Below are 13686 nucleotides of genomic sequence, written 5' to 3'. Positions count from 1 at the left end.
GTTTCCTTTAATCTCTCAATTTCTATTTTCTTAATTTCTGTCGTTACAAAGGAGGTGAGCAAAAATGTTAGCAGTTCTCGGTGGTTTAGTTGCCGTAATAGTCGGTATCGTACTTTTGTTTGGAGGGCCGCTTTTCGGTCTTCCCGTTTATATGTGGGATGATTTCCTTGTTTGTCTGAAAGGAACAGTTTCTTCAGGACTTGTTCTTGGCGGAGTGCTTGCTATTATAGCGGGTATTTCAGCAGTCAAGGATAAAATGAAAGAAAAGGCTGAGGAAAAGAAATAATTGAAAATAACCCAACTTGGTGAGTTCGGCCTGATTGAAAAAATCAGAAAAAAAAAACTATCAAGCGGCACTCATAATGATAATGTAATAGTAAGTATAGGTGATGATTGTGCTGTTATAAAGAGCAAAAACGAAAACCTGCTTTTTACAACGGATACTCTTGTAGAAAATATCCATTTTTCCCAGAAGTATTACAGTTTTTTTGATATTGGATATAAAGCGTTATCGGTCAACCTGTCTGATATTGCCGCAATGGGTGGAGTGCCGCTTTACTGTCTTGTGACTGTTGGACTTCCGCCGTCTGTAAAAGTTGCTGGTATAGATGCACTCTATAAAGGGCTCAAAAAACTTGCCACAGAGTTCAATGTTGATATTATTGGCGGTGATACAGTAAAATCTCCTGCTTGTATAATAATTTCAATCACACTTATAGGAAAACAGAATTATGGCGCTGGTATTTTAAGAAGTGGTGCGAAACCGGGCGATATAATTTTTACTACCGGCACTTTTGGTGATTCTGCTGCAGGGCTGTATTTGTTGCAAAAGAAATTTAAAGGTTACGAAGAACTCAAAAAAAAGCACCTGCGACCTTACCCCAAAGTAAAAGAAGGGCTTTTTATTGCCAAAAGCGGGTTCGCTACAGCAATGATTGATTCTTCCGACGGATTTGATAAGTCGGTTCGGTTTATCTGTCAGGAATCAAAAGTTGGCTGTGAAATATATTTAGATAAAATTCCTGTTTCCACGTCTTTGAATGCTTTTACTTCACACTTCACACTCCACACTTCACACTTTGTCTTATTTGGTGGTGAAGAATACGAACTTCTCTTTACAGTTTCACCGTCTAAAAAATCATATTTTTGCAAAAGATTTTATGAGGTCGGCAAAATAACAAAAAACAGAAAAATTATCTATCTGGATTCTAATAATAAAAAAATTAGTTTACAGGATAACGGCTATGACCATTTCAAATAAAACCGAACAAATGTTCGGAAATACAAAACCGAACAAATGTTCGGAAATCAGATTTCTCTGCTTTTTAACATTTTTGCTTTTATTCCCATTTTATAATAAAGCAATTTCTTCTGATGCTATATTTTATATTTACACTGCCAGGCAGATTCTAAAGGAGCCAGCAAAACCGTTTAGTTTCACAATAAATTGTGCTGACAAAAATTATTCAGGATGGGATGTTGCTAATAATCCTCCGCTTATATCGTATTTTCTGGCAGGTGTTATAAAAATTTTCGGCGAAAATGAAAAAGCACTGCATTTGGCATTTCTTTGTTTTGCGATACTTTCCGTTGTGGGTATGTATTTTTTGGCGAGAAAGTTGAAAACAGATCCACTTTTTTCTGCGCTTCTTTTGATAGCAAGTCCTGCGTTTTTTGTAAATGCAACCGATATAATGCTGGATGTACCGCTGATTACATTTTCAGTATGGGGAATTTATTTTTGTATTCGTGAAAAATATTTAGGCTGGCTCCTGCTCGGGTTTACAATTTTAATAAAATTTGTAGCATTAATAAATCTCGGACTGCTTTTTGTTTGGTTTCTGCTGAATAAAACCCTGAAAAAAAATATCGGTTTTTTTATAATTCCGATTCTTTTTTTAGTTGCATGGTCATTACATAACAAATTTGTTTATAACGAACTCCAGATTCTGAAAAAATCAGTCAGTATTGGTATCTCTTTTGGGCTTGTAAAAGAAATCCCACTACTTACTTATATTGGTGGTGCTTTTGTTTTTCCATTGAGTATATTATGGTTAGGTTACCAGTTAAAAAAAAGTGCTGTCTGGCTTTTTTTAGTAGTTTTTGCAACAGGAACCTTTTTTTTTGATTTACTTGGATACACTAAACTACAAAATTTTCTTTTTGGACTTTTTAGCTCGTCAGCAATTCTTTTGTTTTTTGTTTTTATTCGCTCGCTTAAAAAATGGGATTATCAAAAAGAAATAATTTTTCTGGTGAGCTGGTTTTTTTTGTATCTATTTTTTTTTGTAGCAGTTTCAGCAATAATCGCAGTCAGGTATCTGTTACCACTTTTGCCGCCTGTAATTTTGCTTTTTGTAAAAATTTCAGACATATGCCTAAAACATAAAATATTTTTGATTACCACGGTTATTATCGGGCTTATTTTATCGTTTTTGATTGCACAATCAGATTATATTTTAGCCAATTCATATAGAAACATTTCAGAATATATCAAAAAAGGATACGCTGACAAAAGTGTCTATTTTACAGGACATCTTGGGTTTCAGTATTATATGGAAAGAAATGGATTTTATGCGGTAGAATCAGACAGTAAGAATTATGCGAGTGGTTCTTTGATTGTCTGCCCTGTTTTACCAGTTCCGCAGAAAATTCATCCTGTGATTGTTAAAAGATTAAAACTTGTTGAACAAAAGTATATACTAACGAAGAATCCATTCAAAACGATGAGTCCGTTAGCACAGGCAGGTTTTCACTTAAATATGTATGGGCTACTGCCGTATTCATTCTCAAGAATACCGGTAGAAAAATTTACAATTTACGAGATACGGTGACAAAAAAAAATATAAAAAATTTGGCTATTGTTACGATATTATTATCTGTAGGGATATTAAGGTTTAGTTTGCTTTCTACAACCTATCAATATCCTTCTGGCGAGGAAGCGATATATGGTTTGATAGCAAAAGAATTGGTTGAAACTGGCAAGACAACAATAAAGCCCTACAATGTTTCTTACGGTGGTGGTACTTTTATAGAGGCATTTCTAATTGCATTGTCATTCAAACTTTTTGGGACTGTATATGGGATTGTTTTGGGGAATTTTTTATGGCTTCTGCCCGGCTTTTGCAAGACGGAATTTTACGCCAAGAGGAAAAGATGTCACGGAAGTTATAAAATTTCAGAAATTGGCGATATTACGGTGATTCATAATCTTTCAAAACCAACGAGGCCAAGAGATGTCTTTAAGTAAAATAAATTTTCTAATACTTGTTTTAGCAATCCTGATGGTTGTATTGATATCACATAGAGCAGTTATAATTGATGAAGGTGTTTATCTTTATGCGGGCAAACTGGTTTCTGAAGGTAAAATTCCATATCTTGATTTTGCGCATGTTCAGGGCCCGTTATTTCCGGTTTTTTACGGATTACTCAATATTGTATTCGGGCAGGATATTTACATCAATAGAATCGTTACAACTTTGTTTGGTTTATCAGGACTTATATTCGGTGGTTTGATTGCCAAAAAACTCGGCGGCAAAACCGCTGAATCCATCTATTTTTTATTTTGTATAACTTCTATTTATATTCTCATACATTATATCGTAGTTTCAACATATGCAGTTACGGCATTTTTACTTTATTCGGCGGTGTTTTTTGCAGTATGTAAAAATAAAACCATATTGTCGTATTTGGTAATATTGTTCGTTTCCGCAATCCGTTTGAGTGTTTTAGTAATAATTCCGATTTTAGCCGCTTATTTGATAATAGAAAGTGAAAATAAGAAAAAAATAGTTTGGCTGTTATTCACAATTACGGTTATATTTTATTCCATTATTTTTTTACCTTTTATTCTTAAATCATCGGATGTATTTTTATATAATATACTTGGCGGGCATCTTGGTTCTATAAGTATGAAGCAAAGGATAATTACAATACTGGATACATTTCTTGCAAACTTAAAAGATTATACAGTTTTAGCGATTAGTTTTCTTATAAGTTGTATATATTTTCTTAAACGAAAAAATAAGCATTTGAGCAAAATTGTTTTCATTTTGCTGAGTTTTAGTGTATTATTTATTACGCATCTTTTTCCGATTAGTAATAGAGGAAGTTATTACAATGTTCTAAATATACCGTTTCTATTTATTGTTCTCGGCTATGTTTTTGCAAATGTATTCGGAAGAAAAAAATACATAGCGGTTGGACTAATAGTAGTCTTGCTACTGAATTTTGCGGAGCAGGTTGTTTTGGTAAATGAACATCATCTTTTGCAGAAAGAAAATCCGATAAAAAAAATTGATGAAGTTGCTGGCTATATCGCAGACAACACAAAAAAATCCGAAACGATTTTAACATTTTCCACTTTATTAGCGGTTCAATCGCGTCGTTTTATTCCGGATGAATTTACCGAAGATTGTTTCTCGCACAAGGTCGGCTGGTCAACCGATAAATGCAAACGGTATAAAAGAGTAAATAACGAAATTTTTGCGGACTATATTTCAGACCCGAAAATAAAATTGATTGCGATTGAAGATTTTGATATGCACAGATTCGGTTTGCAAAAAAAAGATATACTTGAAAAAATGGAAAAAAAAGGTTTTGTTTTTACAAAGAAATTTGAAGATTTCGGACAGTGGCATGATAATCTGTATATTTTTGTAAGACAATGAGAAATTTTATCTCAAATAAAGTTGAATCTACTGTAAAATTCGGCATTAAGTTAGCCCGAACACTTAAAAAAAAAGATATTGTATATCTTATTGGACCGCTCGGTGCTGGAAAAACTGTGCTTGTTCAAGGGATTTGTAAGGGGCTTAAAGTAAAAAATGTTGTCAATAGCCCATCGTTCAAAATTATAAATGAGTACAAAAGGAAATTTCAGGTTTATCATATTGATTTGTATCGTTTAAATTCGGCAAAAGAAATAAATGATTTAGGGCTTGACGAGTATATTTATGGTGACGGAATTACTTTAATTGAATGGGCAGAAAAATTAGGCAAAAAAAATCCGCCTAAAAAAAGAATTGAGATTAAGATTGAGATTAAGAATGAAAACACAAGAGAAATAAAATGGCAGCGGTATCAATAGTATTGTTATTTTTAATTTTTGTTTTGCATTTCAAAACAATTTTAATGTTCGGACTATTTTCAGCCCAGCAAGCTGGTGTCAATGATATTACAAAGATGTATTTCCCTGCACGTTTTTTCTTTGGTAATTCTCTGTATACAGGTGAATTTCCACTGTGGAATAATAATATATTTTTAGGTTTTCCTATTCATGCGGAAGGGCAGGGTGGCTTTCTTTATCCACTAAATATTCTTTTTGCGATTTTTCCGCAGTGGATTGCGTATAATTATGTATATGTTTTGCATATTTTTTTTGCAGGATTTTTTATGTACCTTTTTGTAAAAGAAGTAAAACTTAAAAAAATATCCGCAGTTTTAGCGGCAGTTATTTTCTGCCTTTCAGGTTTTTTTGCCTGCCATGCTGAACATATGAATTTATTAAATTCATGTATATGGATTCCATTAGGGTTTCTATTTATCATAAGAAAAAAGTATCTACTCTTGTCTGCCATTTTTGCGTTACAATTGTTATCAGGTTTCCCACAAATTGGGTATTATACCGGAATAGTTTTATTTTTCTGGTTGTTATTTAATACAAGAAAAATTAAAGATATACTTAATTTTCTATTATCGGCTGTTTTTGCAATTGAGATTGCGTTTTGCCAGGTTTTGCCTACGATTGAACTTATTCCACACTCTATACGGACTAAAGGTGTTGTATCTGCGGATATGTTTTCTTGGGGCTATTATGTAAAAGACCTTTTGTTATTTATTTATCCTTATATATTTGGTAATCCTGTACGAGGTACTTACAGATATTATCATAGCATTTTATATGAGAATTGTGCGTTTGTCGGAATTATGACACTTTTGCTGGTGATTATCGGATTTATAAAAAATAAAAAAGAAAAATTTGTCAAATTTTTTTATGGAATTGTTATCGGTATAATTCTCTTTTTACTTGTATTCCCGTTAATTTCCAAATTGGTTTCGTATATACCCTGCTTCAATTTTTTTCGTTTACCACAGCGTTTTCTGGTTTTTGTCGCATTTTCGCTTGCTATAGTTTCAGCATCCGGATTTCAGACACTAAAAAGATTTAAAATAATAGTTTTTTCAATCATTCTTTTAGAACTGATAAACTTTGGTTTTGATTTTAATAAGGTATTGAATCTGAACTATTTTTTACCACCTGCTTCAGTCAAGTTCTTAAGAAACGATAAAGAAAATCCAAAAGTTTTAGTGATAGATGATAGCAAGAAAGCGTGGATTAGAAACTATATTCTATCTACACAACCGGAAACCAATTATATATCGCAAAAAAGTTATCTGAACTATTTACCAGCAAATATAAATACAATTTTTAATATCAGTTCTATAAATATTTATTCACCACTTGCACCAGTTAACGAGTCAGAGTATTTAAAACTTGCTAAATCAACGGTAAAATATATTTTCTCATCATCTGTATTGAATGATAGAAGATTGGTATTGGTTGAAAAAATTTATTTACCGTTGTTTCTACCGGAATTGAAAATTTATTGCAATAACGATTATATTTCACACGCTATTTTTGTAGATAAAAAAACACAAAAAAAATTGCCTTTACAGTTTTTACAATATCAAGATAGTAAAATAGAAATAGAAAAAGATATAAATAAAGATGGCACAATTATTCTTTCGGATTATAACTATCCAGGCTGGCGAGTTTTTGTTGATGGTTTACCAGCACGAATAAAAGAAACAGATGTTTTAACCCGTGCTGTAAGTGTCAACCCCAACTCCAAAAAAATAGTTTTTATTTTTATGCCAGTATCTTTTACAATCGGAATTTTGGTTTCCATATTTTCAATTTTATTTTTCAGCAGAAAAATTTATAAACCCCGCCCCCTTCCTGAAATAAAACGAGAAGGATGCGTGAAAAACAATGGAGAAAGAGCTGAGTGAAAATACTTGCAATTGAAACATCGGGTAATACCTGTGGTGCTGCGCTGGTTTGTGATACCGAGATAATTACAGAGCAAAATATCTTTTTGCCAAAAAAATCGTCATCTAAAATTTTTGAGATTATTAATGGTATAACAAAAAAACACCGGTTTGATGCTGTTGCAGTTGATACAGGTCCTGGTTCTTTTACAGGTATAAGAATAGGTATTTCGTTAGCTCGTGTTTTCGGGCAGTTCTTAAAAATCCCAGTTGTTGGAATATCCAGTTTGGATTGTTTAGTATATTCAGCAATACAAGGAATAAATTTTACAAGCCGCATTTTCCCGATAGTTGACGCGTTTCGTGAAGAGGTCTATACAGCCCAATATACTGGCTTAAAGCGAGAAACGGAATACAAAATAGTAAAAATAAGCAATTTGGAAAAACTTGCTGGCAAAAAATCAGTGCTCGCAGGAGAACCTGAGATACTAAAAAAAATCGCAACAGAAACAAATTTTATGGAAACGAATTTTATTTGTGTCCAACAATTGGCTTCTACAGTTGGCTTTTTAGCATATAAAAAATTCAAGAAGAAGGAAAATATAACAGGTGGCTATGAAACCGTTTTGCCATTGTATATCAGACATGCATATGTTGATGAACAAAAAAAAATTAACAGATAGTTTAAATATCAGATTTGCTGCTCCCGGCGATATACCTGAAATAGTAAAAATTGAAAACGAAGCATATCCTGACCCGTGGACACCAAAAATGTTTTACAAAGAACTGCAACTTGAATTCTCATATTTTTTTGTAGTGACACTTTTTTCCAAAATTGTCGGCTATGTTGTGTTCTGGTGTATAGATGATGAAATACATCTTACAAATTTTACCGTCTCAAAAAATTATAGGCGCCAGGGTTTTGGGAAAACGATGTTGAAATATGTAATAGATTTTGTAAAATCATTTAATATAAAAAAAAATGGGAAGATATATCTTGAGGTCCGGGATACCAATCTACCTGCGATAACACTCTATAAAAACTTCGGGTTTAAAAAAATATGTATTCGTAAAAAATACTATTCAAATACCGACGATGCAGTAATTATGGCAAAAATCATATGAAAAAGTATTTTTACCTTTTACCTTTTACCTTTTACCTTTTACCTTTTACCTGTCTTCATTCTGCCCAATCCGATGCATACTATCATTATATTTTAGGCAATATCGCAGAACTGATGGGTGATTCTAAAAAAGCGATAGACGAGTATAAAAAATCTGCAGTGTATGATTCTGCTTCAATATATCTCAAAAAACAACTGCTGAGCCTCTATTTTCTAACAGGCGATATAAACTCCGCATCTGAACTGATTTCTGAAATAGCCAGACAGCAGCCTGAAGATAAATTAACAACTGAACTTATTGCCGAAATATCGGTTTATCAAAAAAAACCTGAAGATGCTATCTCTGCATATGAAAAAATTTTGTCAACAGAACCAGCAAATGAAAAAGCACTTTATAACCTGGCTGTTCTATATGCTGAAATTAAAAATTACGAAAAAGCAATTACATATTTTGAAAAATATCTTCAGTTACAGCCGGAATCACCAGAAATCTATGTAAGTATCGGAATTCTGTATCACAAACTTAATAAGCCCGTTGAAGCCGAATCGTATCTTAAAAAAGCATATGAGATGGACTCCAATTCTATTGTTCCATTGGTTGCGCTTGCTGGGATTTACGAAGAAAAAAAGGACTACAAAAAAGCAATTGAATTATACGAGAAATTACTTAATATCTTTCCTGAAGATACCGAACCTATGCTAAAAATTGCCGGGCTTTCAATTCTTAATAAGGATTTATTAACTGCTAAAAAATATCTGTTAAAAATAAAAGAAACTATTCCAACAAATCACTGGGTTGATTACTATCTTGGCTTGATTGCGCTTGATGAAAAAAAATATGATGAGGCACTAAAATATTTTGACCATTCAATTCATCTAAACAAAAAATTGCCTGAACCATACATACAGAAGGGCTATATTTTTACAATTTTAGAAAATACCAAACAGGCAGTAAAATCGTTTGAACAAGCAATCAGGTTAGGTTCTGAAAATCCGGATGTATATTTTTTTCTGGCGATGAATTACGAGGTTCTGAATAACTACAAGAAAGCAGAAAAATATCTTAACAAAGCACTCAAAATGGAGCCACAAAATGCTAAATATCATTTTGAACTCGGTGTGGTTTATGATAAACTGAAAAAATGGGCTTTGGCAGAGCAATCGTTTTTTAAGGTTATAGAAATAGATACAACCACTTCGCAGGCGTATAATTATCTTGGCTATACCTGGGCGGATAAGAATGTAAAACTTGTAGAAGCAGAACAGTTTATTAAACAAGCGTTAGAGTTAGAACCTGAAAATCCCGCATATATTGATTCGCTTGGCTGGGTGTATTATCGTCGGGCAGAATATGACGAGGCATTAAAATTGTTAAAAAAAGCATCTGAGAAATTGGATGACCCTATAATTTTTGACCATCTCGGCGATTGCTACTTATCTGTTGGCGATGTTCAGAATGCGGTTGACAACTGGGAAACCGCATTGTTATTAGAGTTAGAAAGAAATAAACTGATAGAAAACAAAATAAGAAAATATAAAAAAAATCTGGAATGGTCGTCGGAAATGGTAAAAAATCGTGCGTTAAAATGTTTCAAAAACCTGCAAGATATTGCCGGCTTTGTAAAAGCCACAACTAACTATAAAAACAAATCCTACAGTATCAATGGCCCGTTTTTCTTCAAGAAACCTAAACAACTCAGAGTAGAAATTTTAGGGCTGTTTTCAGTCCCGCAAGGGCTTATTCTATTACGACAGGGGACAATCGTGTATATTACACCATCTCAAACAATGTATGACTTAACTAGCGACTTTTGCTGGGTTAGAGATATTTTCAAGATTTTTGATACCGAATGTTTTGATGAACTGAATTTTGTGAATGAAGAAAAAAATCTTTATAGTTTTAAAAATAGTACTGTCAACTTAAAAATTGACAAGAAATCGCATACAATTACCGAACTGGAGTTTGACAACGGTTCTGTGATACAATTTGCCGACTATAAACCAGCCGGCAGAATAATTTTTCCGCATCGGCTTGATTTTAGTAATCCCACGCTTAATGTAAAAACTAACTTGTTGCTTAAAAAGTTGTATTTTAACCAGAACCTAAAAATTGATTTATTTAATCTGCCTGAGAAATAATGTTTTCACATCTGCATAACCATTTTATTGGCTCGTTTTCTGATAGTGCACTTCAACTTGAAGAAGGTATAAAAAAAGCAAAAACACTTGGACAGAACGCAATTGCAATAACCGAGCATGGCGAGATGCCGTTTATGTATGAGTTTTCGGATATTTGTAAAAAATATGGCATAAAACCGATTTTTGGAGTTGAAGTATATTTTGTTGATGATGCTAAAAAATCAATTTACAAAAAGGATAAAAGCAGATACCACCTGCTATTACTCGCTAAAAATCCTATCGGTTATAAGAATCTTGTATCACTTGTTTCAGATAGCTGGCTTGAGAATAACTATTATGAGAAACGCGGGCTTGTTGACTGGCAACTGCTGGAAAAATATTCTGATGGCTTGATTGCGACAACAAGTTGTTTTTTTAACCAGATATCACAGGTCTACATAAAGAGTGGTTTTCCGGAAGCCGAAAAAATTTTTTTAAGATACAAAAATATATTTCAAACAAATTTTTATGTTGAGATTGGGAAACACGGGATTACCGACGAGGAAATATCAAACAAAGCGCTTTTAGAACTTGCTAAAAAATACGATGTCAAGCCCGTTGCTACAAATGATGTGCATTATTTAGAGATTGATGATTGGCTTTCACACGATTTAGTTATAAAAACCAGATTTGATAAAATTTCATCGTTCAAAATTGATTCGCATCATTACTGGTTGAAATCAGAAAAAGAAATGCTGGATGCCGGGATGCCACAACAATTTTTAGATAATAGCCAGGAGATTGTTGATAAATGCGAGTTTCAATTGTCAGATATAGAACCGGTCCATTACAAAAATATTGAATCAGCCAACGATGAGATAAAATGCGGTGATGCAGCGTATCTATCAGAGTTGGAGTATATTGAAAATGCCCAAGCGGTTGAGTATGCTGAAAAAATTATCGGCAAAAACCATCCGGATATCAGTTATTATGCTCAGCGGATTACAGGTATTCCACGAAAAAACAAGCTGAATCCGGATAGGATTGTTTATCTACCGAGAATCAAGGAAAGAATACCGCTAAAAATTATTCATAACAAAATTGTTACTCAATTTACCGAAAAATCCTGTCAGCGTGCTGGTGCATCTGTTCAGGCAGTTATCCGTTCACCACTCGCCGAAGCACTCCTTAAAGCCCAGAAAGTACTAAAAAAAATTATTGAACCTGAATTACTCAATTGTAATCGGTAGCCGACGCTGAAGTGCCTTTTGTAGCCGATACTTCAGCCCCTTGTGGGCTTCAGTATCGGTGGCACTGAAGCATCGGCTACCACGAACAAAAAAGTTAGATGCATTTAGACGGTAGAAAACTTTCAACTGAGGCTTCCAGGCTAAACGAAAGAAACCCCAGAGGACACAGAAGATAGCGAGAAAAAAAGTATGTTCAGTGACTTCAGAGTATTCAGTGGTAAAGCCAATTCCGAGACGGTAAAACCTGCCTAATGTCCTTACCTTAAATATAAAAAAATTTACAAAACAAAAAAACTATTGACAAAAAGTAAAATATTCTATATACTAATAATAGAAAGTAAACTTTTCTCTAACAAGGGGGAAAAATGAGTAGAGTTATATCCTTTGCTGCAAAATTACCTCAGGATACAATCACTGAAATAAGAAAGTACTGTAAAGAAAAAGGCATTAAAATAGGGGTGTTTATTAGCCATGCTATTAAAGAAAAAATTGAACGAGAAGAGTTATTGGAAGATTCAGCGGATATGATGAAATTGCGATTTGAAGAATCTGCTGCTACACCGTTGGAGGATTATTTTGCAAAAAGAGGAGTATAAAGTATTACTTCTGCCTTCAGCACAACGGGATTTAGACGACATAAAAGATAAAAAAACGCTCGCCAAAATAAAAGCAGGTTTACTTGTATTAAAATCTGATTCTAGACCACGGGGTTGCAATAAACTTTTATCTCAGCAAGATGCTTATCGGATACGGTTCGGCAATTACAGATGCTGTTACAGAATTGATGATACTGCCAAGAGTATATTTGTTTACAGAATTAAGCATCGCAAAGAAGTGTATAGGTAAATTTTTAAAAAAATACTATTTTTATGGAGATTTTATGAAAATTGTTCTTGCATATTCAGGTGGGTTAGATACTTCGGTGATGATAAAATGGCTGAACGAAAATTATCATGCTGATGTGGTTGCCTGTATTGTTGATGTAGGTCAGCCCGACGAGGATTTATCAAAAATTTACAAAAAAGCGCTGCAAACAGGTGCTGTAAAAGCATATATTATAGACGCAAAAAAAGAATTTGTAGAAAAGTATATATTCCAGGCATTAAAAGCAAATGCGATTTACGAAGGAAAGTATTATTTAGCAACAGCACTTGCCAGACCGTTAATTGCTGAAAAGGTTATAGAAATTGCAAAAAAAGAAAAGGCGGATGCAGTTTCACACGGTGCAACAGGTAAAGGTAACGACCAGGTAAGGTTTGAACTTACATTCAAAGCGTTGCTGCCGTCTATAAAAATTATTGCCCCATGGCGGGAGTGGGAATTAAAATCAAGACAGGATGAATTACAATACGCTAAAAAACATAAGATACCAGTATCAGTTACTGCAGAGAAGCCGTATTCATCCGATGCGAATCTATGGCATATTTCATATGAAGGTGGTATTTTGGAAAATCCAGCAAACGCACCCGATGATAAAAAGGGGGGGATGTTCCAAATGACCGTTTCACCCGAACGGGCACCCAATAAACCGACAATCATAGATATCTATTTTGAAAAAGGTGTCCCGGTAAAGATCAACAACCAAAAATACGACTCTGTTAAAATAATCAAAAAGTTAAATGAACTCGGTGGCAAAAATGGTATTGGCAGATGTGATCTCGTTGAAAACCGGCTGGTTGGTATGAAGTCCCGAGGTGTTTATGAATGTCCTGCGGCGGTTATTTTGTATACTGTGCATAAAGAAATTGAATCGCTGGTGTTGGATAGAGAAACCTCGCATTTCAAAGAGATTCTGGCACAAAGATATTCAGAACTGATTTATTATGGCTTGTGGCATTCGCGGTTAAAGGAATCAATAGACGGATTTATAAACGAAACACAAAAAAATGTTTGTGGCTCTGTAAAATTGAAACTTTACAAAGGTAATTGCATTGTTTTAGGAAGAAGTTCGCCAAAATCACTTTACTGGGAAAAACTGTCTACATTTGAAGGGGGGGGAGAAAAAAATATCTACAACCAGAAAGATGCGGAGGGCTTTATAAATCTGTTCGGACTATCGCAGAAAGTTGAAGCGATTTTGAGAAATGGAAAATAAAAAAGCTGTCCTCAACAAGTTGAGGATTCCAATGTAGCCTACCCCTTAAGGGGTAGGCTACTGGAGTTGCGAACTTGTTCGGGTCAACTTGGAATTTAGAATTTGG

General features: G+C 33.9%; 14 protein-coding genes. All 14 read left to right on the top strand.

Features of this window, described 5'->3' with window-relative positions; genetic code table 11:
- Positions 1-64: 64 nt before the first annotated feature.
- The 14 genes from AB1349_00290 to AB1349_00225 all read left to right on the top strand — a co-directional run bounded on the left by AB1349_00290 (position 65) and on the right by AB1349_00225 (position 13580).
- On the top strand, positions 65-286 hold the full coding sequence (locus AB1349_00290) for a hypothetical protein (GenBank protein MEW6555774.1): 222 nt from the start codon (positions 65-67) through the stop codon (positions 284-286).
- Positions 287-1261 carry a thiamine-phosphate kinase gene (gene thiL / locus AB1349_00285; GenBank protein MEW6555773.1) on the top strand — a complete coding sequence of 325 codons (975 nt, stop codon included), beginning with the start codon at positions 287-289 and terminating at the stop codon, positions 1259-1261.
- The gene (locus AB1349_00280) at positions 1245-2834 is read left to right on the top strand and encodes a glycosyltransferase family 39 protein (protein MEW6555772.1); all 1590 of its coding nucleotides are present in this window, start codon (positions 1245-1247) and stop codon (positions 2832-2834) included. The genes thiL and AB1349_00280 overlap by 17 nt, the downstream gene beginning before the upstream one ends.
- On the top strand, positions 2831-3250 hold the full coding sequence (locus tag AB1349_00275) for a hypothetical protein (protein MEW6555771.1): 420 nt from the start codon (positions 2831-2833) through the stop codon (positions 3248-3250). The genes AB1349_00280 and AB1349_00275 overlap by 4 nt, the downstream gene beginning before the upstream one ends.
- Positions 3237-4670 (top strand): hypothetical protein, encoded by a 1434-nt coding sequence (locus AB1349_00270; protein ID MEW6555770.1) that lies wholly within the window; start codon positions 3237-3239, stop codon positions 4668-4670. The genes AB1349_00275 and AB1349_00270 overlap by 14 nt, the downstream gene beginning before the upstream one ends.
- Complete coding sequence (gene tsaE, locus AB1349_00265) at positions 4667-5089, top strand: tRNA (adenosine(37)-N6)-threonylcarbamoyltransferase complex ATPase subunit type 1 TsaE (GenBank protein ID MEW6555769.1); 423 nt, start codon at positions 4667-4669, stop codon at positions 5087-5089. The genes AB1349_00270 and tsaE overlap by 4 nt, the downstream gene beginning before the upstream one ends.
- Positions 5071-7014: a YfhO family protein gene (locus AB1349_00260; protein MEW6555768.1), complete on the top strand. Its 1944-nt coding sequence runs from the start codon at positions 5071-5073 to the stop codon at positions 7012-7014. The genes tsaE and AB1349_00260 overlap by 19 nt, the downstream gene beginning before the upstream one ends.
- The gene (gene tsaB, locus AB1349_00255) at positions 7011-7676 is read left to right on the top strand and encodes a tRNA (adenosine(37)-N6)-threonylcarbamoyltransferase complex dimerization subunit type 1 TsaB (protein MEW6555767.1); all 666 of its coding nucleotides are present in this window, start codon (positions 7011-7013) and stop codon (positions 7674-7676) included. The genes AB1349_00260 and tsaB overlap by 4 nt, the downstream gene beginning before the upstream one ends.
- Positions 7651-8118, top strand: a complete 468-nt coding sequence (gene rimI / locus AB1349_00250) for a ribosomal protein S18-alanine N-acetyltransferase (protein MEW6555766.1) — start codon at positions 7651-7653, stop codon at positions 8116-8118. The genes tsaB and rimI overlap by 26 nt, the downstream gene beginning before the upstream one ends.
- Positions 8115-10256 carry a tetratricopeptide repeat protein gene (locus AB1349_00245; protein ID MEW6555765.1) on the top strand — a complete coding sequence of 714 codons (2142 nt, stop codon included), beginning with the start codon at positions 8115-8117 and terminating at the stop codon, positions 10254-10256. The genes rimI and AB1349_00245 overlap by 4 nt, the downstream gene beginning before the upstream one ends.
- Positions 10256-11485 (top strand): PHP domain-containing protein, encoded by a 1230-nt coding sequence (locus tag AB1349_00240; GenBank protein MEW6555764.1) that lies wholly within the window; start codon positions 10256-10258, stop codon positions 11483-11485. The genes AB1349_00245 and AB1349_00240 overlap by 1 nt, the downstream gene beginning before the upstream one ends.
- A 365-nt stretch (positions 11486-11850) precedes the next feature.
- Positions 11851-12081, top strand: a complete 231-nt coding sequence (locus AB1349_00235; GenBank protein ID MEW6555763.1) for a hypothetical protein — start codon at positions 11851-11853, stop codon at positions 12079-12081.
- The gene (locus AB1349_00230; GenBank protein ID MEW6555762.1) at positions 12062-12331 is read left to right on the top strand and encodes a type II toxin-antitoxin system RelE/ParE family toxin; all 270 of its coding nucleotides are present in this window, start codon (positions 12062-12064) and stop codon (positions 12329-12331) included. The genes AB1349_00235 and AB1349_00230 overlap by 20 nt, the downstream gene beginning before the upstream one ends.
- 34 nt (positions 12332-12365) lie before the next feature.
- Positions 12366-13580 (top strand): argininosuccinate synthase, encoded by a 1215-nt coding sequence (locus AB1349_00225; GenBank protein MEW6555761.1) that lies wholly within the window; start codon positions 12366-12368, stop codon positions 13578-13580.
- The last annotated feature ends 106 nt before the right edge of the window (positions 13581-13686 follow it).

The organism is Elusimicrobiota bacterium, from assembly GCA_040757695.1.
Lineage (GTDB): Bacteria > Elusimicrobiota > UBA8919 > UBA8919 > UBA8919 > JBFLWK01.
The sequence above is the reverse complement of the archived record's forward strand: the minus strand, read 5'-3'. Positions and strand labels throughout refer to the sequence as shown.

Bases quoted from the DNA above. Each gene is read 5' to 3' on its own strand.
- AB1349_00235 (MEW6555763.1), top strand. From the start codon at position 11,851: ATGAGTAGAGTTATATCCTTTGCTGCAAAATTACCTCAGGATACAATC.
- AB1349_00240 (MEW6555764.1), top strand. From the start codon at position 10,256: ATGTTTTCACATCTGCATAACCATTTTATTGGCTCGTTTTCTGATAGT.
- rimI (MEW6555766.1), top strand. From the start codon at position 7,651: ATGAACAAAAAAAAATTAACAGATAGTTTAAATATCAGATTTGCTGCT.
- AB1349_00270 (MEW6555770.1), top strand. From the start codon at position 3,237: ATGTCTTTAAGTAAAATAAATTTTCTAATACTTGTTTTAGCAATCCTG.
- AB1349_00280 (MEW6555772.1), top strand. From the start codon at position 1,245: ATGACCATTTCAAATAAAACCGAACAAATGTTCGGAAATACAAAACCG.
- tsaE (MEW6555769.1), top strand. From the start codon at position 4,667: ATGAGAAATTTTATCTCAAATAAAGTTGAATCTACTGTAAAATTCGGC.
- AB1349_00245 (MEW6555765.1), top strand. From the start codon at position 8,115: ATGAAAAAGTATTTTTACCTTTTACCTTTTACCTTTTACCTTTTACCT.
- AB1349_00225 (MEW6555761.1), top strand. From the start codon at position 12,366: ATGAAAATTGTTCTTGCATATTCAGGTGGGTTAGATACTTCGGTGATG.
- AB1349_00260 (MEW6555768.1), top strand. From the start codon at position 5,071: ATGGCAGCGGTATCAATAGTATTGTTATTTTTAATTTTTGTTTTGCAT.
- AB1349_00290 (MEW6555774.1), top strand. From the start codon at position 65: ATGTTAGCAGTTCTCGGTGGTTTAGTTGCCGTAATAGTCGGTATCGTA.